Origin of the sequence: Pseudochrobactrum mosebachae (assembly GCF_048914685.1) — a bacterium.
Classification (GTDB): Bacteria; Pseudomonadota; Alphaproteobacteria; order Rhizobiales; family Rhizobiaceae; genus Pseudochrobactrum.
The window spans coordinates 451002-471373 of record NZ_CP128408.1 but is presented as its reverse complement, the minus strand read 5'-3'; the positions used below and the strand labels follow the sequence as shown (position 1 = coordinate 471373).

The following is a 20372-nucleotide window of genomic DNA, read 5'->3' as shown; positions in this document are numbered from 1 at the left end:
CACAAAATCATGGGATAACCCTGATGCTTAAAGCATTACTTGCAAACCTTACCGGCCTTTCCCCTGAAATTGCAGCTCTTTACAAGCCGACAACAGACGGCAAGTTTGTGCTTCAGATTGAAGCCGTTGACGGTATGGAATTGAGCAATACTAAAGAGCTCAAAGACAGCCTTACAGCCGAGCGCACAGAGCGTGCAAAATTAACGGCTGATGCTGCAGCCTTCAAAGACCTAGATCCCAGAGTAGCCCGTGACGCTATTGCAAAGCTAGCTGAAATTGAAAAGCTTGATCCGAATAAGGATGCCGACAAGATTGTGCAGGCGCGTATTGATAGCGTCAAAGCCGCGCTGACTGAAGCGCATACGGCCGAAACTGCCAAGCGTGATCAGCAGATCAATGATCTTACCGGCCAGCTTACAACGCTTGTTGTCGATAATGCAGCAACTTCAGCATTGGCAGAGAATAAAGGATCGGTTGCGCTCTTGCTGCCTCACGTCCGCAACTCAGTCAAAACAAAGTTTATTGAGGGCAAGATCGTGGCTGAAGTCGTTGGTACCGATGGCAATCCGATCCTTAACGGTAAGGGCGAACCCATCAGCATTGCGGACCACGTCAAAGCCATGCGTGATGACAAATCATTTGCTGGTGCGTTTGAAGGCTCAGGTCACAGTGGTTCCGGTAAAGCGTTTGATCGTGGGGGCGGGGGCGGCGGTGCCCAAGCAGGTAATCTTGCCGGTTCTAGAAGTGACCAGACTGCGGCCGTGGCGAACAAGTTCCCGCATTTGCCTGCACGCTAAACCATTTCTGCCCGTCACACTGACGGATCCATACCGACAAACAATCTAAACAAAACTTAAGGATATAATATGTCCCGCGATCATATGAAGAATTTCAATGAATATTTCATGTCCACAATCGTTGAGACGGTTGCGCAGAAAATTCAAGTTTTCAACCAGGCTTCGGCTGGTGCAATTGTTCTCTCGTCGGAGGGCTTTGTAGGTGACTTCCTTCAGACCAGCTTTTACCGCTCACTTGAATCTGGGCAGCGTGAAGTCTCCACCGGAGGTGCAAACAGCGCGGTTACTGCTATCGATCTGTCACAGCAGCAGATTAACACCGTAAAGGTTATGGGTGCGCTTGGCCCTATCCGTTATGAGCCTTCACAGATGGCATGGCTTGAAAAGCCAACTCAGGAAGGTATTGCCGTCGTTTCGAATGCGTTCTCAGACATTTACATGAAAGATATGCTCAATCGCGGCCTCTTGGCAGCCGTGGCAGCTATCGAAAACAATACTGACGCCGTTCATGATGTGTCTGCAACTGCCGGTTTGACTTACAGCGCTATGAATTCAGCACATGCCAAGTTCGGTGATGCATCAGGCAGCATCGTGGCGAGTATCATGAACGGCGCAACCGCTCACAAGCTAATTGGCGATAACTTGGCTAATGCGGAGCGTCTTTATAATTTCGGTGGTGTGACCGTGATTGATATTCTTGGCAAAGCCGTGATTATTACAGACGCACCGGCACTGTTTGAAGCTGGTACACCTAGCAAGGCCAAGATCCTCGGCTTGGTGCAGGGCGGTCTTAAGATCGACCAGACCGGCGCAGTGAATACCAATATTGACACTGCAAATGGCAAGGAACGTTTGGAAACAACTATTCAGTCTGAATACACGTTTGCAATCGGTCTTGATGGTTACTCTTGGAATATCGCAAACGGCGGCCATTCGCCTAAGTCTGCCAAACTAGGCACCGGTGCAAATTGGGACAAGGTTATGGCTTCCGTGAAGCACTCGGCCGGTGTTCTGACTATTGGTGATGCAAACAAGTAATTTACGCGCTTAACGAAACAACCATAAGGCGGGGCGCAATCCCCGTCTTTTTTCGTTTTGAAGGCCGCCGCATATGTCGGACCGCCTAAGCACTAAGAAGGCGAAAGTTAAAATGAAGCCAATCGCATATTTAAAGCATCCAGTATCAGAGAGCCGTAAAGCCCAGATCCTAAGCGAGGGTTTTATCATCATTGATAAGCGCTATGCTCCCGACACTCTCGATAAGAGTGATCATATCGACGTTGATTATCAGAGAGATATGGTAGGCAATACGGGGCTTGATGGGGCGGGAGATAACAAGACACTGCCACCGGCTGAGCCGGTCGGGTATGCACGCAACGAGGCGACGATTATAAATCCAAACCTTGGAACTGATAGCGGTGAGCAGTTTTCAGATGATCAGTTGCGTGATGCGATCACACAGGCAACCGGTACAAAGCCACACCATAAAACTGGACGTGAAAAGCTAATTGCTGATTACAACGCTCTAAATCTGAAGGCGGCAACGCATGTCACTTAACACTACGCCTTCAGATGCGCTTGCCGATGCATATACAGACCTTGTAACGCTTAAGCAGTACGCGGCAGACAGCGGGCGGGATATTTCGGTATATGCGGACGCAGAATTAGAGGGCGCGATCAGGCGGGCAACCTTGTGGCTGGACGGCACATATGGCACTCGCTTCATAGGCAATGCTGTGATTGTTGATCAGGCTCTTGAATGGCCGCGTAAAGAGGCCCGCTTCCGCGGCGAGCTTTTGCCGGTCGATAAGATCCCGCACAAGGTTGTAATTGCAACATGCATGGCCGCCTTTCGGGAAGCCGATGAACCGAACAGTCTTTCACCAGACTTCGTCGCTACACAGCGTTCGACTATGGAAAAAGTCGGGGAACTTCAGGTTCAATATGCTGATAGTGATAAGTTCACAGCCGCCGACAATGCCCCGACGTTACCAGCGGTTGACGGGATCTTGCTCGGCTTGATCGCACCGGAGCGTAAAAAGGGCACAATTACCATTGGCGGGATGCAACGCGGATGAGTGTTTTTTTCGACTATAAGAAAAGCATTAAGACGGCTGACGGCTTGATCAGTAAATTCGGCAACGGAAAGCTGATCACAATCACCCGTCTTTCTGCCGGTACCGGACCAACGCATAATGCTGGTCCAATGCGCCGCACGCTGTATCAGGCCAAGGGCGTTGTACTGCCAGCATCAAAGGGAACAATTGAAGCCTTTGACATTAAGCTGGGTGACAATCTGATTACACAGAATGTGCGGTTCTGCATCATGTCGGCCAAGATGCGCAAGATCTCAGGGGATGGGCCAGACACGATTACCCCGGAGCCAACAGACTTGTTGGAATTCAACGGGCTTAAACTGACTGTACTTGGGTGCACGCCTTTGGCACCGGCCGGAATACCAGTGTATTTTCCGATGGGCGCAAGGGTTTGATCAGTCATATCAAAGTAGATTCAGCATAAGTTTGAAAGGCTAATCCCTATGGCTCGTAAGCTTACGGAAGGGCAAGAGCTTGAAAAAATGCTTGCGCATTTTGAGCCACGAATGCGGTTGGCTTTCTTAAAGAGCGTACGAGACATCAATGATTTGGTAATGCTCGCTGATATTGAGCGCTTGGTTGAAGCTGGTGACATTGAAGGAGTGATTAAAGCCCTTGGGGTGCAGCATGGAGCTTTCCATCCTATGGCCCTAACGACTGAGGCGGCTTTTACAGCAGGCGGAATTGCGACAATGAGGCGGTTGCCTTACATACGGGACAGCAACGGCGCGAAGAATATATTTCACTTCAACGCTCGCAACTCCATCGCAGAAAAACGGTTGCTTGCCAGATCATCGAAGATGATTACCAACATAGCAGACGATACCATAGGGGCTATCAGACACATTCTAACCGATGGGCTTAAGGCTGGGATCAATCCAAAGCAGCTATCACGGCAGATTGTCGGGGCATATGATCCAAAGCTAAAGCGCCGCACAGGTGGCATTATCGGCCTGAATGGCGAACAAGCTAAGTGGGTAACAAATGCACGGACTGAATTAGAGTTTGGGTCTAAAGGCTCGCTCAATAAGTTCCTCGGTCGTGCTGCCCGTGACAAGCGATATGATGCCATGATCAAGCGGGCGATAGACGGCAAAGAGCCGCTATCATCCAAAGCCATTGACCAGATTATGAATCGTTATAACGACCGGCTTTTAAAGGTCAGGGCTGACACAATCGGGCTTACCGAAACAATGGAAGCGCTCAATTCGTCAAAGATTGCTGCCAACGGCCAAATTATTGATCAACTCGGCTTAGATCCGGACGTTGATGCGGTGAAGGTCTGGAAATCAGCCAATGACGAACGTACGCGGGCGGATCACCTTGCCATGAATGGTGTTGAGGTGATCGGGATGGATGAACCTTTCACACTGCCGGATGGCTCTCAAATGCTGCATCCATGTGATAGCTCATTAGGGGCGCCTGCAAGTCAAACGATCCGGTGCCGATGCACTTATTTTGTAAGGCTGGATTATCTGAAGGGCATTTAATCATGGGCGAATTTACGACGCAAGTTAACGCATGGTGCGATTTGGTCTTGCGTCGTTACCTTGTTGTATTGCGAACGGCCACACAGTTCATGGTCGAGGCGGTGCAAGATGATACGCCAGTCATAAGCGGGATCCTTAAGGCGTCGATGGCCGTAACGCTAAACGATCCGATCCCGATGGATCAAGATGCAGCCACTCCGGACATGAATGTTGCCCTTGGCAGCGTTGCCATAGGTGACACGCTCTATGCCACATACACTGCAGAATATGCGGCTCGCATTGAGTACGGATACACGGGGTCTGATCGTCTCGGCAGAGAGTACGACCAGAAAGGCCACGGCATGATCCAACACAATTTAGATAAATGGCAGGACTATGTAGATCTTGCCGTTGCGGCCGCAGTCCTTAAATCGGGGGCGGGTTAAATGAGCGACAACACAGATGCCGAAATCTTGCGGCTGTTACTTGAGCATTTGAAAGACACTAACTTTGAAGATCCAAAAATTCGGATCTCTTTGCCGGCGGTTAAATTCACGCCGGACGTTGACCATGCATATGTTGCAGCCCGCTATTTGCCAAACAAAACCGAAACGCCATTCATTGGTGTTGCGTCAAGCGCAGTCTTTACCGGTGAATTGCGCGTGACAGTCCATGCGCCGGCTTTGCGCGGTGAATTCTATGCACGTGAATTGGCTGCGAAACTGATCTGCCATTTCAAGCGTGGCACACGGCTAGAAGGTTGTGAGCTATTGGTCAGGATCAATCACCGGCCATGGCAAGCGAATGCATTTACGGCCGCTGATCGGGTCAGCATACCCGTTTCAATCCCGTACTATTCAACGAAGTCATACAAGGAAATAGATCTATGACAATTACCACAACCGCAGAAAGCCGGATCTATGTTAGCCCGAAGGCTATGGCAGCGCTTATTGCAGACGAAAGCGATATTACCGCTGTTCTGGCTGAATTTGCTGCAATCACTGATTGGGTTGAAGTCAATGAAGCTGAAGATCTTGGTGAGTTTGGTGATGAAGCAAGTGAGGTGACGTTTACAGCCATTAAAAACGGCCGCGTTCGCAAGCTGAAAGGGTCTAAGGACGCTGGCACGATTGCTCTTGTTTGCGGCCGTGATCCTCTTGATGCCGGTCAAAAAGCATTGGTCAAATGCGAGGGCACCAAGTTTCAGTACCCGTTCAAGATCGTTGCATCTGATGCACCTGATGAAACAATCACCGACACGGAATTCTATTTCCTCGGTTTGGTTATGTCTAAGCGTAACAACTACGGAACGGTTGATAACGTCGTACGAACCACATTCAACGTGGCGGTTAATTCAGCGCTTTTTGAAAAAGAAATGAAGCCGGTTTAATCCGGATAATTGCAGTTATTGAAACATTTAAAGGCCCTAATCATGAAACTTTCTGATTTCGCAGTAGACAGCAATTCCCGTCCTTTGAAGCTCAAGAACCCAAAGACCGGTGAAATCCTTTTGCTGAATGAACAGCCCGTTATTATTCATTGCCTCGGCATGGATGCACCAGAGGTTGCTAAAGTGCAACGGGAAAACGCTAATGCAAGCATGAATGCAGCCGAAAAGAAAATGACGGTTGAAATGATTGATAATGGTTCAATCAAAGTCCTCTCCGTTGCGATTACCGGCTTTGATAATTTGGAAATTGACGACGAAACAGGGCCACTTAAATTCAGCCGTGATGCGGCCTATGAACTGCTGATTGATGCGCGTTTCCCATGGATCCGTGATCAGGTTTCGGCCTTTGTGGCGACGCGTTCCAATTTTATCGGGACATTAGCGAGCAGCTAATCAGCCACGCTAAGAAGGTCTTTACAGCACGCAATAAGAGACAAGAAGGCAGCCTTGTAAGCTGCCCTTTTCAATTGGAGCATGTGTGGAATTGGTTTCTCGATCTGCATAACAATCGGGAATATACGGAATTCGGGCCAAAGCCGATCCGGTATTCCGAGATCCTGGCTTATTCAACTCTCATGCAAGTTCCAATCTATCCGGCCGAGGTTGAGTTGATCATTCGGCTTGATGATGTTGTGACGGCAATTATGGCTGATAAAAAAGGCAGCGGCTCCGGCGATAAGGTTTCAATGAAAGATCCTGAAGGCGTCAAAAACTTCCTAAGAGGCATAAAGCCGAGTTCAAAAGAAACATAAGCCGTCTGTTTATTCAGGCGGCTTTTTTATTAGGCGGCCGCGATGGATGGAATTGCATATCTTGGCTTAGGGATCAAAACAGACCCGATTAAAGAGGCCACAGACGCGCTAGACGGCTTCAAGAAAGCCGCAGGCGGTGCCGAGAGCGCCGCACAGGGCTTAGCGAAGGGTGCCGGATCTGTTGAGAAGGCAGCGAATAGCCTTACAAGTAAACTAAAAAACCTCGCCGCCCTTGCGGGTATAGCCTTCAGTGTTAAAGGCGTCATTGATATGGCTGACAGTTGGTCAGACCTCAATTCACGTGTGGCGCTTGCAGCCGGCAGCATTGAAAAAGGTGCGGCTGTAATGACGCGGCTGGATGATGTAGCCAAGCGGACTTATTCGAGCATCAAACAAACCACAGAGGCCTATATTAGCAATGCAACATCATTGCGGGCGCTTGGTTATTCAACGTCACAGACGCTTGATTATACTGAAGCATTAAACAACGCTCTTGTCGTTGCAGGTGCGAAAGGTCAGGCAGCTGAGAGCGTTACACTCGCATTATCGAAATCTATGGCGCTCGGGAAATTATCGGGTGAAAACCTAAACACTGTTATTGCCTCGGGTGGCCGCGTTGCTGAAGCACTGGCAAAGCAATTAGGGGTAGCAAGTACTGATTTGCTCGCAATGGGGGAGGCCGGCAAGATCACGGGAAAAGTGATCTATGACAGTTTGACTGGTGAGCTTGTCACTTTACGCGAAGAGGCGGCCAGTATGCCCGCGACAATCGGTGATGCTTTCACCCGTATTGGTTCAAACCTCTTGGTTTTCATCGGGTCTATGGACCAACTCGGGAATTCCTCGGGCTGGGTGGCTGAAACTCTGATTGGTCTGGCTGATAATATTGATCGTGTTGTTTCTTACGGGTCAGCAGCAGTTTTGGTTTACGGAACATATGTTGCTGGTGCGTTCGCTATTGCCACAGTCAGAACTATGTCTTTTGCGAAGGCACTTGCAGGCGTCAAGGCCGCCATGCTTGCCACGGGTTTTGGTATTGCCGTTGTTGCTCTTGGTGAGTTTATCAATCTTCTGGTTGACGCTCGTAAAAATTCAGAAAGCTGGGGCGAAGCCTTCCAAAAGGTCGGCCAGCGTTTGACGCTTGTATGGGAGGCAATCAAGCTCGGGTTTCAGGCACTTTCCGAATACATGGAAATGATCTGGAATAAGATGCTTGCTGGCGTCATCCGAAACACGACAACAGCAATGAAAAAAGTGCTTGCGCTGTTTGGCGTCACTGAAAGCGATCTTGAAGCAAACTTAGCTGTTTTCGATATGCGGGCGGATTACTTAAGCCGCGTTGCAGGCGATACGGCATCGGATGCTGCGAAGAAACTAACTGAAGCGCTTGCGGGCTTTGAAACAGCAGCAACGGGCGGACCTGATCTTTCCAAAGACGCTGTAAAACCGACAGGCGCTGGCATTGGCACCGGCAAAAAAGCCAAGAAAAAAACTAAATCCGAGGGTGAAACAGCGTCGGATAAATGGGCACAACAAGTTCAAATTACAAAGGATCAAACTGAGGCTTTGCGGGATCAGGCCACGGCTTTCGGCATGACAAACTTCGAAGCCGAGAAATTCACCAAAACGCAAGATCTCTTACGGGCGGCGAAGGAAGCAGGAATTCCGATAACGGACGCGGTTAAAGAGCAGATTGCAGGTCTTGCGACAGAATATTCTGAAGCGCAGTTAAAACTTGCCGGCCTACAGGTGGAGCTTGAAAACCGTTCGCCATGGGAAATCATGCGGGAGGAATTGGCTAACCTTGATGAAATGCTCAACAAAGGCGTGATTTCATGGGAAACCTATACTCAATCGGTTATTAAATCCCGTGCCCGCGCTCATGGTGAAATAGCCGGTATGGCAGGTGATGCAACAAGCCTTCTCGGCCAGTTGTTTGAAAACAATAAAGCCGTTGCTATCGCAGACGCTATTGTCAGTACCTACCAAGGCGTTGCTAAGTCTCTTGCTACTTATCCTATGCCTTTTGCTGCGGCTATGGCAGCAGGACATTTGGCGCTTGGTATGAAGCAAGTTGCATCAATCAAGAGCACAAATAAGAAATCGACAAGCGTTAATTCCAGTTCGGTTTCAACAACCACACCAAATATGCCAGCCGGCGGGACAGACCCAACACATGCAGTCAACATTCAATTGAAGGGCGATAGCTTTTCAAAACAGTCGGTCGTGGATCTGTTTGAAACGATCAATGAGCATATCAAAGACGGTGGACGCATTATCAGGATGGAATAGAGCATGTTTATTGACGCACGAAATAACAAAATGGCTCATTTACCGCCTGATCTTTCATCTGAAACAGATGTTTATTTGACCAAAGATGATCCGCTTATTGCTTATAAAAATTACGTGACGCGGGCTAATGTATCTGCGTCGAGTGCAGAGCTATTTAATCCTGCCGTAAACCTTGCAAATCCATCCACATATCTAAAGTGGAAGGCGGCGGCAGCCGTACCATGTTTTATCAAAACCATGCTGCCAGATATGCCGGTTGATTATGTTGGTATTGCTCGGCACAACCTTGGCACAGCAGGGGTGAGCATTTCCATCACAGCAGAAAAGGGAGGCACTACCATTCAATTGTTACAGGATACGCTGCTGACAAGCGATGAGCCTGTTTTAGTCCGAGTGGAGCGGGGGACGTATGAAAGCGTCTCAGTAGCCTTATCTGGCGGCTCTATCCCGCAAACGATTGCGGTTCTGTATGTCGGAGAGCTTTTGACTGTACCCCACGGGATCCCGACAGGATACACGCCGCTTAAGCATGGTGTGAAAACTGAGGTTGTATCCGGAAAGTCTCAGAGCGGGGAATTCCTCGGTCGCCGGATCATTTCTGAAGGCACAAGCACCTCAATACCGTTTCAGCAGCTCAATGGGGCTTGGTATCGGATGCATTTAGCACCGGCGATTAAGCTCATGCGGACACTGCCGTTTTTCTTTGCATGGTCTCCACGTCATTACCCTGAAGAGACTGGCTTTTGCTGGACTGTAAACGACCCACGCCCGACTATTGACGATCAAGAGGGGCGCATCAATGTCACTCTTGAAGTAGCAGGGCTTACCAAATGAGAACCGTTGTCTTTATTGAAATTGATGTTGACTATTGCGAACTCACTTATGGTGCCGGCAGTTGCACGGCTGCTACAGGGACGACAGGGGCAGAGAAGTGCTTTAACACACTCAGGACCTGTCAGGTTAAAGCGAAGTTTGCAAAAAAGCAGGTCACTATTCGTTTCGGAGAAGCGACGGCCCGCGATGTATATCCCGCGTTCAATTTTATTCCATGCCTTAAGGGGTACAGTTTTAATGCAGGATCTGTCTCGCTTGGCGAAGGGCTCGGCACGCGCTCCACTTTAACGGTGGAGCTTGCCGATGGCCCTGACGGTGATACGCTTGAGGGCTTTGATAAATACCATTCAGAACGCTCTTACGATCCGTTTACTCAGGGTACGCTTTTTGGAAAGTTCCGCGCTCGACAGCCTTATCTTTACGGCCGCAAGATCCGATTAATTACCGGTGAAGAAGGTCAGACACTTAACCAGATGGAAACACGACATTTCATTCTGGATAAGTTTGAAGGGCCGAGCCTGAAAGGGACTTATTCATTGGTTGCCAAAGACGCGCTTGTTATGGCGAATAGCGACAAGGCGAAGGCACCAAGGCTTTCAAACGGCTTTCTTGTAGCCCCGATTGATGAGAATTCAACGCAGTGCACGCTATCGCCAGCTGGTATTGGCAATATAGATTACTTCCCGTCTGGTTTGGTTGCTATCGGCGGAAAAGAGATTTGCCGATATACACGAAACGGTGATGTGCTGACGCTCACACGTGGGCAGATCAATACGGATAAGGTAAAGCACAATGCACAAGATCGAGTGCAACAGTGCTTGGAATTCGTTGCGCAAGATCCGGCAGTGATCTTGCATCATCTTTATGTCAATTACGCCAAGGTGCCGCAGAGCCTGATCCCGCTTGATGCTTGGAAAAACGAAACTGAAAGCTTTCTGAAGCGCCTTTATAGTGCGGTTATCGCGGAGCCGACGGGCGTTGATAAGTTAGCGGCAGAGATCATACAGCAGGCAGCGCTTGCGAATTGGTGGGATGATGTCGAGGGCAAGTTAAAACTTCAGGTCTTGCGCAAGATCAGCACTGATGCGGCAAGCTTTACGCCATCAAACACGCTTGAGGATACACTTATCATACGAGAGAAGCCGGATAGGCGGATCTCGCAAGTTTGGACGTATTTCGGGCAGATCAATCCGCTCAAAAAAGTTGATGATCCCGAAAATTATCGATCTTCAATGCTTTCAGCTCATTTAGAGCGTCAGGACGATTACGGGGCACCGTCGATCAAGGTTATTTATGGCCGCTGGATCCCCGCATTTGGTCGTCAGGTTGCATCAAAGGTGAATGCTATCCAGTTAGGGCGCTATCTTGATGCGCCACGGCAATTCAATTTTGAAGTGTTCCGCGATACGATGGATATCCCGCCGCGTCTTGTTGGCGGTTATCAACTTTCGTCATATCCAATGCAAACTGCGACGGGTGGAGCGGAAATGGTTCCTATCCAAATCACAAAGATCCGTCCGGATAAGGCGATCTATGAGGTCGAGGCCGAGGAATTCCAATTCGTTGAAATTGACGATAGCGGAACACCGGATGACCGTGTGCTTATTATCGATGCCAACACACTTAATTTCAATCTCAGGGATGCTTACAATCACATCTATCCGGCCCCTGTGTCCGGTACCGAGGTTATTTGTATTGTGGAAGCCGGTGCAATCGTGGGATCGAGAGACACAAGCGAGCCATCGTTTGACGTTGGCGTGTGGCCGGCTGGCGTTAAAATCATAATACGGATTAAAGGCCGTGTGCAAGGTAAGGGTGGCAAGGGCGGGCTTGATGGGCCTCGGCCTATCAGCAACGGTGAGTCAGGTGGTCTTGCGTTCAAGTCTCGTTATCCGGTTAAAATTACTGAAATAAACCAGATATGGGGCGGCGGCGGCGGTGGTGGCCTTGGTGGCGGGTTAGGCGATTTCGGCAGTGGCGGTGGTCAAGGTTATCTAGCCGGCGAAAGCTTAAGGCCAAGAATAGAGGCAACATCTGAGGTTGCAGGCATTCCGCAAATTGGCGGTAAGGGCGGCGATGCAGGCGGAGCGGGCCAAACACTTACAGGCTTAGGCGGCGCGGCCGGAGCAGCTATTGACGGCAATTCTTTCATTACCTTTGAGGGACCTGCGGGCGATATCCGCGGCCCACTGGTAAACTAAAGGGAGTATGAAATATGTCGTGTGACGCACTTTTGCTTAACAAAGGATCTTGCATATTATTCGAGGTAGGCTTCACCGATGGCGGCAATGCTCCGATTGATATCACGGACGATGTTCTTTCGGTGCAAGATGCGAGCGTGACTACCCTTGAAGGGATGGTGATCACAAAATCGGATCCCGTGAACGGCATCGCCTCAATCTTTCTAAACGAGGTCGATGCGGCTGGAATTCCTGAAGGAATATCAAGCTCTTTCCGTATTGGCCGCGACGATGGCAATGGCATCATCACGACAAATAAAATTTGGGTGAACCACAAATGAAAGCCAAGATTAACAATCGGGTACAGCACGTTAATGTCAACACCGGCACCGGCCCGCAGGGTAAAGCCGGACGCGATGGCGTCAACGGAGCTCCGGCTGAATTTCAGTTCGCAGGCGGTTGGCTTCAGTGGCGTCTTGTTGGCTCATTCGCATGGAACAATCTTGTCACTGAAGCTGAGCTTGAAGGGCCAATGGGACTGGCCGGTAAAGATGGCATTGACGGCAAGGATGGTCGGAACGGTACCAACGGTAAAGATGGTGCAAATGGTATTGATGGCGTAGACGGGCTTTCTGTTGAGTTGCAGAAAACACCCACAGCACTGCAATGGCGCGTGATTGGTGGCACATGGGCGGATCTTATTTCTATTGCTGTCATTACTGGCCCAGAAGGCCAGGCGGGTAAAAACGGCGGTAAGGGTGCTGATGGATCCAACGGAACGGATGGCGCAAACGGTACTGATGGAACCGACGGCCGAGAAATCGAAATCCAAAGATCCGCAACGCACTTGCAATGGCGATATCTTGGAGATGATGAGTGGATGAACATAATCCCGCTCGCAGATATCGAAGGTACATCCGGCAGTAACGGTAAAGATGGTGTAAACGGGAAAGACGGCAAGGCTGGCATTGATGGCGCTAACGGAAAGTCCGCCGAGTTTCGAAAGACCACAACGGATATCGAATGGCGGCTAGAAGGCGGGGTATGGGCCTCACTGATTACGATTGCCGAGATCACAGGCCCAGAAGGCAAGCGCGGCCCTACTGGCTCAAAGGGTGACAGCTTTACTATTAACGCTCAGGGTATGCTTGCCGGCCGTGACGCTTATGACAGTGAGGCAGACGGATTTGCTTATCTGGCAACAGACACTGGTGCATTATTTATTCGTCAAGGCGCTTCAGGCTGGTCGGATCCAATTCCTTTTGGAAAGGGGGAAGATGGAAAGAGCGCTTATGACGTTTCAATAGAAGCCGGCTTTGTTGGCGATGTTGATTCATGGCTCTTGTCGCTTCACGGTCAAGAGGTTTCATTGCGCCGCGGCGCCACAAATCTTGAGTGGCGTTTAGGCGAAGGGGCTTGGAAAACCTTAATCGGCATTGTCGATATCACGGGGCCTGAAGGTAAGGCGGGTACCAACGGAACCGATGGCGGCCAAGGCCACGCCGGTAGCGATGGCACCAACGGGATTGATGGCGCGGAAGGGCCAGCAGGAGCAGACGGCCGAGAAGTGCAAATACGAGCTTTTGGCCTGTTTATTCAGTGGCGTTATGTCGGTGAAACCGAATGGACTGATCTTATTGCCCTTGCAGATATCACAGGTGCGGCTGGCAAGGATGGGAAAGACGGAACCAACGGCAGCAATGGTGCAGACGGCAAGCAAGGCATTCAGGGGATCGCGGGTATTGACGGTAGAGAGGTGTCGCTTTCCGCTAATTCAACACACATTCAATGGCGCTTAGATGAAGATGGCTGGCAGGATCTTGTAGCACTTGCCGATCTCAATGGTGCGGATGGCGCTGAAGGGCCAAAAGGCAAAGACGGAACTAACGGCACGGCGGCGGAATTCCAGACAACAGCCACGCATATTCAATGGCGGCTTGTTGGATCTATGACATGGATTGATCTTTTACCGCTTTCTCAGATCACGGGGCCGACCGGTTCGGATGGATCACACGGCGCGAATGGCCGAGAGGTTGAAATTCAGAACGCGGGTGGTTTCATTCAGTGGCGTTTTATTGGGGATCCGGCTTGGATCAACCTTATTGCTGTTGCTGATCTTGTTGGGCCGGTTGGCCCTGCGGGAACGACAAAATGGGACGGCATCGATGATAAGCCCGAAGCGTTCCCGCCTTCAGAACATAACCATGACGGTCGTTACTATACGAAAGAGCAGATTGATAACGCGCTCTCAGCGTATGCGAAACTTGAAAGCCCGACATTCACCGGAGCCGTGAAGGTTACAGGATCACTAACAACAACCGGAGCGCTTGGAAGCGAAGGAACATAAAATGCCTTTACCGACTAGCGGGCTGATTAATTCTGCCACGATTAATGTTGAATTAGGGCGCGCCGCAAACGCGCCTTTTTCTATATCCGGGCCAACAGAGCGGGTCCTCGCTGGAAAGCCATCGGGTAAAATTATGTTTTCCGACTTCTATGGGAAAGCGAACGAATTTGTAGTCACGATCGGTAGCAGCGGCCCTGTAAACATGCACGCTTTATTCTCGGCTGAAACATGGGCCAGCGGGATAACTAAGCGAGTTATTATCCCTGATGGCGTAACGATTACCGGTGCAGATCAATCGGTGGCTGATAGTCCGGATATAGATAGAAGCGGGGGTATCGCCGGGGTGAGCGGATCCGCGACCAATCCGGCTGGAAAGGTTATTCTTGAAAATCACGGCGTTATTCAAGGCGGGAAATCTCTTGGTGGTCGTTTTGGTTTACACGATGGTAAAGGTGGCCGAGGTGGTAAGGCGCTACATTGGTCGCACGCAAACAAACTACAGCTTATAAATCACGGGATCATTCGTGGTGGCGGCGGCGGCGGCGGCGCAGGTGGGCAGGGTGGGGCAGGGTTCATTCTAGAAAATTTTATAGCCAAGGAACCCGAAAATGGCGGGCCATTAACAGGGCTTGCTATTGTTCCGTCACATACCGTTTGGGAAATGGTTCCAAGTGGGAGATTTCACGTTAACCGCCTTCATTGGGGCGGGGTGATGGTATTGGATGATCCGCTTGCGTCGAACAACTCGAAAACTGAATATACAGTCGGAATTTACACCTATTTCAAAGGAGAGCTTGTTTCAACCGTTTCCAGTGTACGAAATTTTAGAATTTGGCGCGAATTTCCCGCCCAAAAGCAAATCCCGACTGTCGGCGGAAACGGCGGCAATGGCGGTAATGGTGCAGGAAATGGCACCAATAACACGGGCGGGACGTTAGGGAGCGCCGGCGGTACAAATGCGGGTACAGGCGGCAGTGGTGGCCTTGGCGGCGAATGGGGCGGCGCTGGAACGCATGGCACTGCCGGAACGAACGGTAACGCAAGCACACCGCCTCTTTCAGGGCGGGCAGGCGTTGCAGGGGAAGCGATCCAAGGGATTGCAAATGTCGATATTATTGAAAACACAGGCCAGATAATAGGTCCGCAGGAATAATTAAGGTTAAATAACAACTTTACCTATCATTCTCGCGCTCATAATCGGTGTTTTTAGCGTACCGACCGTATCTGCTGCATTTAAATATTATAATGCAATACGCTGCCTTAGGGCGCATTTCACAGGAAAATTCAAATGGATAAAACCGTGCCAGCTGGCGCGGCGATCCTGCTTGACTTCATTCGTAAGACTGAAGTCGGGCGGGTTGATCGCGCGTCTTATGATGTCATCTATGGTCACAACCAAAATAAGCTCCTAAAGTCCATCACAGCTATGACAATTGGTGAGCTGGTGGATGCACAGGAGAGCTTTACTCGCCTGTACAAATCCTCAGCCTCTGGTGGCTATCAGTTCATGCGTGCAACCTTGCAGGATCTATCCCGCGATCTGGGCTTATCTGGCCGCCAAGTGTTTGATCCGGATCTGCAAGACCGGCTTGGGTTTCACCTGCTCAAACGCCGGGGCTATGATCAATTTATGGCCGGTAAAATCTCAGTGGTTGAGTTTGCCCGCCGTCTGGCAATGGAATGGGCATCATTGCCAGTGCTTGGAAAAACGCTCGGTGGCGGTAAAGACAAAAATGGCCGCTTACTCGATCTGATGGTTGATCGCGGTCAATCCTATTATGCCGGTGATCCGCTCAACAAAGCTCTGGTAAAACCGGAAGCCATTGAGGCGCTACTCAAACAGGTGAAGGCGGCTGGCAGTACTACGCCTGAGAAAGCTAAACCTGCTCCAACCTCAAAACCTCAATCAGTCGCTAAATCAAAACGCTTTTGGTCGTGGATCACGGCAGCTGCTATGCCAGCTTTAGGTTTGCTCGATTGGCGGGTGCAACTGGCATCCGTAATTATTGGTGGTGGTCTGGCCGGCTATGCGATTTATTCAATGCCGCAGATCAAAGCCAAGATTGCAAAACTGATTGAGACGCTGTGATGGTGGCACAGCTCAAGATGCTAGCTGTTGGGCTTCTTGTAAGCGCTGCAGTTCTCTCTGGTACATATCAGCTCGGTAAGTACCATCAGCGCCAGCAAGCCGCAGTCGAGACTGCGCAGGCCATAACAAAAGCAATCCAGAACAGGGCTGGGGTTAATGAGACAATCAATAACATGGATAGTGTGCGTCTCTGCCTTGAGCTTGGCGGGTTGCGCGACCAGTGCGAGCAATTGCGCGGGCTGGCAGCAGATCAGCCTTAAATCGGAAACGGCGGTCTATCTGGCTGGTAATGACACCAAGGCTGGCAAAGATGTGGCCGGACATAATGCGTATGGGAATAAGCAGGGGTGCTGGTGATGGAAATGGATCCAAATGCAAATCCGGCGCACCGTTTCAATGAACTGCCGGATGAAACCCAAGAGTTTCTTTCTCAGCTGCGTGAAGATGATATTGAAACTCTGAAAGATGGCCTGCGGCTGGTCATTGCGATGCGTACGGTAGGTACATTTATGAAGTGGCTAATCGTCGGTATTCTTGGCTTGGTCGTGGGCGTAGTGATGTTCGGGGAGGCGGTATTGAAGATTGTGACATGGTTTCGTCATTAGCGATGATCCGTACATTCCAGAATTACTTTCATAGAATTGGCAGGGATACATAGTGGCTGTACTGTATTTATGTTTTCATAGGGAGGCTTGCTACCGTTCCACTTGAATTGTGTATAATAGCAGGTCAGATTAATTGAAATTACATTTTACAAGCGCGTTTTATGCAATTTATCTAGCTGTTCTGCGGCTCACAACCGTATTATTTAATATTCTGCGGTTGATTTTGATTTTCCATAGCAGTTGGGCCTCGCTTAATTTTCGTTTTAGCCTCGTGTTATGCAAAAATTGGTATTCCTTTTCGTACAAGTATCCTCGATTTTGTGCATATTCTATTACTGCTTCGTTCGCATTCGAAGAATTATCATCGCGGATCCGCTTAAGCCCTTCAAAGAGATTACCTGTGTCAATACCTAAGAAACGATTGATACAGACATTTCCTACGTATGTATTTTGGTTTGTTAGACGGTTTGTGATGTAGCAATGCTCAAGGATAGTTTGCCCGCAAGGGCAGTGATCCAATTCTTCACTGATCTCTACGTATATTAGATCCCATTCAGATCGTGCTGCATTAAAATTTTGAGCTACAGACATAGATAGAATGTGCTTACTTAGCTTCTCAAAATTATGGCCTTCCATTCCTTCCCCCTATTTAAGGGAGGATGCTGGCACAAATTCCGTTAAGAGGCTATAGTGTTAATGGTGGGAGATTAGTGCGGATGTTTCGTTATTGATCTAGTCTGGTTATTTTTTTACTATTCAGTGGCCGTTGTAGCTCTTTAGCGATATTCCATTCCGCATTCATCCACATATTCATCTCTTCCGGATCGGTTAATATAACCGGCATCGCCTTGGGGTGGATGGGGGCTACCACGCTGTTCGGCTCACTGGTAAGAAAGGCGAATAAGGTGTGTTCCTGTTTGCCTTCCGATACTTTCCTTACGCCAAGCCACTCTGCCCAGACCCCTGCAAAGAAGAACAATGGCTGTTCTTTATTTCGTGCAAACCAGTGAAGGGGCTTTTTGCCGGTTGTTGTGTCTGGGGTTTGTCCGTACTCGCTGAATGAAGTGGCAGGCACCAAACAACGGCTGGCAACGCCTAGCCATTGCTGCCAATGTTTTGAGGTGACATTGCGGACATTGGTGATGCCCTTATCAGCTTGGCCTTTGATATAGATCGGTGGTGTTGGCATTCCCCATCTGGAAAGTGCCAGTTCTGGTCCGTCCAGATTATTGCGTATGATAGGCGCTGAATAGTCAGGATAGATATTTTCATCGAATGAAGCGCCATTGGTCAGGTCGATATATGAACCGACCGCAGTTTTAAGTTGGTTGCTCGTCGCTTCTATTTTGTAAAGATTACACATAGCATCGCCTCCAGTGCATATATTAACACGGAATGCGTGGATTGTTTATTTTGGGGGCCTGTCGCCTTCGCTTTTGTGCTCGCCACAAAACCATAAGGCGCCATAGCGGCCCTTGAACCCGAAGCTGCCCCATTGCTTGCAGCCATTATGCATGCACCAATGGATATAAAGTGCCTCCGGTTTGGCGAGCTTGCTCTCCCATGGCGGGGTATCATCGGTCATTTCCATGTATTCTTCATTATTATAAATTCTGTTTTCTGGTTTTTTCCTGATAGACGAAATAATCACCATTCATATCGACTTTGCCGTACAGGACTTCAACTTTATTGTTGTCTCTATGCCCGCAGTCGTTGCATCGCAAGCGATGTTTGATCTCACTTATTGAGATCTCCTCTCCACAGCAAACGGCCATGAAGCGTGCCGGAAGTTCACGGGTGCGATTGCATCCGCTGCAAGTCATCCGGATAAGATCGAGCGTATCCAGATCAAGCAGGCGGGGCATTATGCTAATCCTCCAACAAATCCCGACATTTCATCCAGTCTGACCATGGCCATGCGCATGCGGCCTTTGCAGCCTCTGGCTTTACATGAGGCACGACGCTCTACTTCGTCCAAATATAGCTGCTCACGGCCTCTGACGGTACAAATCATAGCTTTTGTAATATAGGTGAGGCGGCTGCACTTTTTGCAAATCATTTCCAGCTTTTGAGTGTCAGCCAGATCACCCACTTTGTATTTTGTTTTCCAATTCCCCATCAGTAGAAGTCCTCAGCTGAGGGAATGCGCACATAGCTGATTTTGCCACCGACATGTCCTCCTGTGGGTGGTTTATATTCGCCCATATGCACGATAGTGCTCGAATATTTGGCATTGAGTGAATCCATCGCCCCATTGGCTTTTTCCCATTTCTGCCGGATCACATCATCATTATTGAAAATATCCAGCTGCCTTGCATTAGCCTCGCTTAGGCTATGTAGGGTCACACCGACATTGTAGATGATGACATTGCGGGGCAGTTGCCGCTTAGCTAACGCCCATAGCTGCCTATGAACGGTGAGTATGGCTTGCTCATCATTGACGCTTGGCAGAGCGAGATTGTGAAACCACGATCCATCTTTTAACGATAGATACAGCCATAGTCCGCCGGCATAGAATTCGTCGCGTCTAAGCCTTCTGCCTGCTTTAACCAGTAGCAAACGCGCAATCTCATAGGCACCAGTGATGCTGCGCGCCTCTGGTGGTAAAACACGGGTATGGCCATACATACCGCGCTTTTGTGGCTGGGCTTGAATATCATAGCCATGTAGTGCGTACCAAAGGCGCTCACCATTGACGCTTTTCCAGATTTTGCGCATGTGCTTTGGCTGGATATTATAAAGCTGTTCAGTAGTTGTAATGAAGCAATGCGCCAAGCGCATACGCATACTGTCACCAATGCCTGGCACGTCACTCAACTTCACATCAAAGAATGGTTTTGGCATCATATGGGGGTGCCATATCGCAAGACCGTTACCATAATTGGCGGTTTTCTTGGTGGCGTCTTTACCTGCTTTGCAGGCCATCTTTGCCAGCTGGCGATTAGCTGCAAAGCCAATAGAGCAGGTGATATAGGGGCCGATATTCTGATGAATGGTTTGTTTGATTGTCTGTGCCAAACTCTCAGGATGGTTGCGGCCAGTGTCATCGAGAATGCAGGTCAGTTCATCAATGCTTTTAGCGGTATCGATGGCAATGACCGATTCAATCTCCGATAACAGCGCATTATGCGCGCGACGGTAGAGATCGGGTTTCTGCGGCACTAAAATGATATCCGGACAGAGTGCCTTGGCGTCTTTAATCTTCATGACGTTTTTAACGCCAAAGGCTTTGGCTTCTTTGGAGCAGGCAATAACGGCTGTACGATCCGTACCGGCAAAAGGCACAACGCCTACGGGGCGACCGCGAAGACTTCTATCGCATTGTTGCTCTACGCTTGCGAAGAAGCCGTCAAAGTCGAGGTATAAGCGTTCAATCGTTTCTGGCTTACGCATGGCACAGTTCACCCGTGGCGCAACTTGTGCGCAAAAAATCATTTATAATGTTCTCGTTACATTCTCTT

The 20372-nt window shown here is 49.5% G+C and carries 26 protein-coding genes; 20 read left to right on the top strand and 6 right to left on the bottom strand.

Annotated features, from left to right (window positions below):
• The first annotated feature begins 23 nt into the window (after nt 1–23).
• The 20 genes from MP213Fo_RS02170 to MP213Fo_RS02075 all read left to right on the top strand — a co-directional run bounded on the left by MP213Fo_RS02170 (nt 24) and on the right by MP213Fo_RS02075 (nt 16911).
• The gene (locus MP213Fo_RS02170) at nt 24–797 is read left to right on the top strand and encodes a hypothetical protein (RefSeq protein WP_421090058.1); all 774 of its coding nucleotides are present in this window, start codon (nt 24–26) and stop codon (nt 795–797) included.
• A gap of 69 nt (nt 798–866) precedes the next feature.
• Nucleotides 867–1835 carry a major capsid protein gene (locus tag MP213Fo_RS02165; RefSeq protein WP_421090057.1) on the top strand — a complete coding sequence of 323 codons (969 nt, stop codon included), beginning with the start codon at nt 867–869 and terminating at the stop codon, nt 1833–1835.
• Nucleotides 1836–1947: 112 nt separating this feature from the next.
• Nucleotides 1948–2355, top strand: a complete 408-nt coding sequence (locus MP213Fo_RS02160) for a hypothetical protein (RefSeq protein ID WP_421090056.1) — start codon at nt 1948–1950, stop codon at nt 2353–2355.
• Nucleotides 2345–2875: a DnaT-like ssDNA-binding protein gene (locus MP213Fo_RS02155; RefSeq protein ID WP_421090055.1), complete on the top strand. Its 531-nt coding sequence runs from the start codon at nt 2345–2347 to the stop codon at nt 2873–2875. Before MP213Fo_RS02160 ends, MP213Fo_RS02155 begins: the two co-directional genes overlap by 11 nt.
• The gene (locus MP213Fo_RS02150) at nt 2872–3288 is read left to right on the top strand and encodes a hypothetical protein (RefSeq protein WP_421090054.1); all 417 of its coding nucleotides are present in this window, start codon (nt 2872–2874) and stop codon (nt 3286–3288) included. The genes MP213Fo_RS02155 and MP213Fo_RS02150 overlap by 4 nt, the downstream gene beginning before the upstream one ends.
• Before the next feature lie 48 nt (nt 3289–3336).
• On the top strand, nt 3337–4383 hold the full coding sequence (locus MP213Fo_RS02145) for a phage minor head protein (RefSeq protein WP_421090053.1): 1047 nt from the start codon (nt 3337–3339) through the stop codon (nt 4381–4383).
• 2 nt (nt 4384–4385) lie between these two features.
• On the top strand, nt 4386–4808 hold the full coding sequence (locus tag MP213Fo_RS02140) for a hypothetical protein (RefSeq protein WP_421090052.1): 423 nt from the start codon (nt 4386–4388) through the stop codon (nt 4806–4808).
• The gene (locus tag MP213Fo_RS02135) at nt 4809–5252 is read left to right on the top strand and encodes a phage tail terminator-like protein (RefSeq protein ID WP_421090051.1); all 444 of its coding nucleotides are present in this window, start codon (nt 4809–4811) and stop codon (nt 5250–5252) included.
• Nucleotides 5249–5752: an iron ABC transporter substrate-binding protein gene (locus MP213Fo_RS02130; RefSeq protein ID WP_421090050.1), complete on the top strand. Its 504-nt coding sequence runs from the start codon at nt 5249–5251 to the stop codon at nt 5750–5752. Before MP213Fo_RS02135 ends, MP213Fo_RS02130 begins: the two co-directional genes overlap by 4 nt.
• Before the next feature lie 42 nt (nt 5753–5794).
• Nucleotides 5795–6205 (top strand): hypothetical protein, encoded by a 411-nt coding sequence (locus tag MP213Fo_RS02125; protein ID WP_421090049.1) that lies wholly within the window; start codon nt 5795–5797, stop codon nt 6203–6205.
• Entirely contained in the window at nt 6190–6564 is a 375-nt protein-coding gene (locus MP213Fo_RS02120; protein WP_421090974.1) for a phage tail assembly chaperone, read from the top strand. The genes MP213Fo_RS02125 and MP213Fo_RS02120 overlap by 16 nt, the downstream gene beginning before the upstream one ends.
• Before the next feature lie 42 nt (nt 6565–6606).
• Complete coding sequence (locus MP213Fo_RS02115) at nt 6607–8856, top strand: tape measure protein (protein ID WP_421090048.1); 2250 nt, start codon at nt 6607–6609, stop codon at nt 8854–8856.
• A gap of 3 nt (nt 8857–8859) precedes the next feature.
• Nucleotides 8860–9690 (top strand): hypothetical protein, encoded by an 831-nt coding sequence (locus tag MP213Fo_RS02110; protein WP_421090047.1) that lies wholly within the window; start codon nt 8860–8862, stop codon nt 9688–9690.
• A complete protein-coding gene (locus tag MP213Fo_RS02105) occupies nt 9687–11891 on the top strand; it encodes a hypothetical protein (protein WP_421090046.1) in 2205 nt (734 codons plus the stop codon). The genes MP213Fo_RS02110 and MP213Fo_RS02105 overlap by 4 nt, the downstream gene beginning before the upstream one ends.
• Nucleotides 11892–11905: 14 nt before the next feature.
• Entirely contained in the window at nt 11906–12211 is a 306-nt protein-coding gene (locus tag MP213Fo_RS02100) for a hypothetical protein (protein WP_421090045.1), read from the top strand.
• The gene (locus MP213Fo_RS02095) at nt 12208–14217 is read left to right on the top strand and encodes a hypothetical protein (protein ID WP_421090044.1); all 2010 of its coding nucleotides are present in this window, start codon (nt 12208–12210) and stop codon (nt 14215–14217) included. Before MP213Fo_RS02100 ends, MP213Fo_RS02095 begins: the two co-directional genes overlap by 4 nt.
• Complete coding sequence (locus tag MP213Fo_RS02090; protein ID WP_421090043.1) at nt 14198–15370, top strand: hypothetical protein; 1173 nt, start codon at nt 14198–14200, stop codon at nt 15368–15370. Before MP213Fo_RS02095 ends, MP213Fo_RS02090 begins: the two co-directional genes overlap by 20 nt.
• A 135-nt stretch (nt 15371–15505) precedes the next feature.
• Entirely contained in the window at nt 15506–16306 is an 801-nt protein-coding gene (locus MP213Fo_RS02085) for a hypothetical protein (RefSeq protein ID WP_421090042.1), read from the top strand.
• The gene (locus MP213Fo_RS02080; protein ID WP_421090041.1) at nt 16306–16566 is read left to right on the top strand and encodes a hypothetical protein; all 261 of its coding nucleotides are present in this window, start codon (nt 16306–16308) and stop codon (nt 16564–16566) included. Before MP213Fo_RS02085 ends, MP213Fo_RS02080 begins: the two co-directional genes overlap by 1 nt.
• Nucleotides 16567–16662: 96 nt before the next feature.
• Nucleotides 16663–16911, top strand: a complete 249-nt coding sequence (locus tag MP213Fo_RS02075) for a hypothetical protein (protein WP_421090040.1) — start codon at nt 16663–16665, stop codon at nt 16909–16911.
• Between the two features lie 168 nt (nt 16912–17079).
• Here MP213Fo_RS02075 and MP213Fo_RS02070 read toward each other — a convergent pair whose 3' ends face one another.
• The 6 genes from MP213Fo_RS02070 to MP213Fo_RS02045 all read right to left on the bottom strand — a co-directional run bounded on the left by MP213Fo_RS02070 (nt 17080) and on the right by MP213Fo_RS02045 (nt 20304).
• Nucleotides 17080–17547, bottom strand: a complete 468-nt coding sequence (locus tag MP213Fo_RS02070) for a hypothetical protein (protein ID WP_421090039.1) — start codon at nt 17545–17547, stop codon at nt 17080–17082.
• 88 nt (nt 17548–17635) lie between these two features.
• Nucleotides 17636–18274, bottom strand: coding sequence for an SOS response-associated peptidase (locus MP213Fo_RS02065; protein WP_421090038.1), 639 nt, complete (start codon nt 18272–18274; stop codon nt 17636–17638).
• Nucleotides 18275–18319: 45 nt separating this feature from the next.
• The gene (locus MP213Fo_RS02060; protein ID WP_421090037.1) at nt 18320–18496 is read right to left on the bottom strand and encodes a hypothetical protein; all 177 of its coding nucleotides are present in this window, start codon (nt 18494–18496) and stop codon (nt 18320–18322) included.
• Nucleotides 18497–18515: 19 nt separating this feature from the next.
• A complete protein-coding gene (locus MP213Fo_RS02055; protein WP_421090036.1) occupies nt 18516–18776 on the bottom strand; it encodes a hypothetical protein in 261 nt (86 codons plus the stop codon).
• A complete protein-coding gene (locus tag MP213Fo_RS02050; RefSeq protein WP_421090035.1) occupies nt 18776–19030 on the bottom strand; it encodes a hypothetical protein in 255 nt (84 codons plus the stop codon). The genes MP213Fo_RS02055 and MP213Fo_RS02050 overlap by 1 nt, the downstream gene beginning before the upstream one ends.
• The gene (locus MP213Fo_RS02045) at nt 19030–20304 is read right to left on the bottom strand and encodes a Y-family DNA polymerase (RefSeq protein WP_421090034.1); all 1275 of its coding nucleotides are present in this window, start codon (nt 20302–20304) and stop codon (nt 19030–19032) included. The genes MP213Fo_RS02050 and MP213Fo_RS02045 overlap by 1 nt, the downstream gene beginning before the upstream one ends.
• Between the last annotated feature and the right edge of the window lie 68 nt (nt 20305–20372).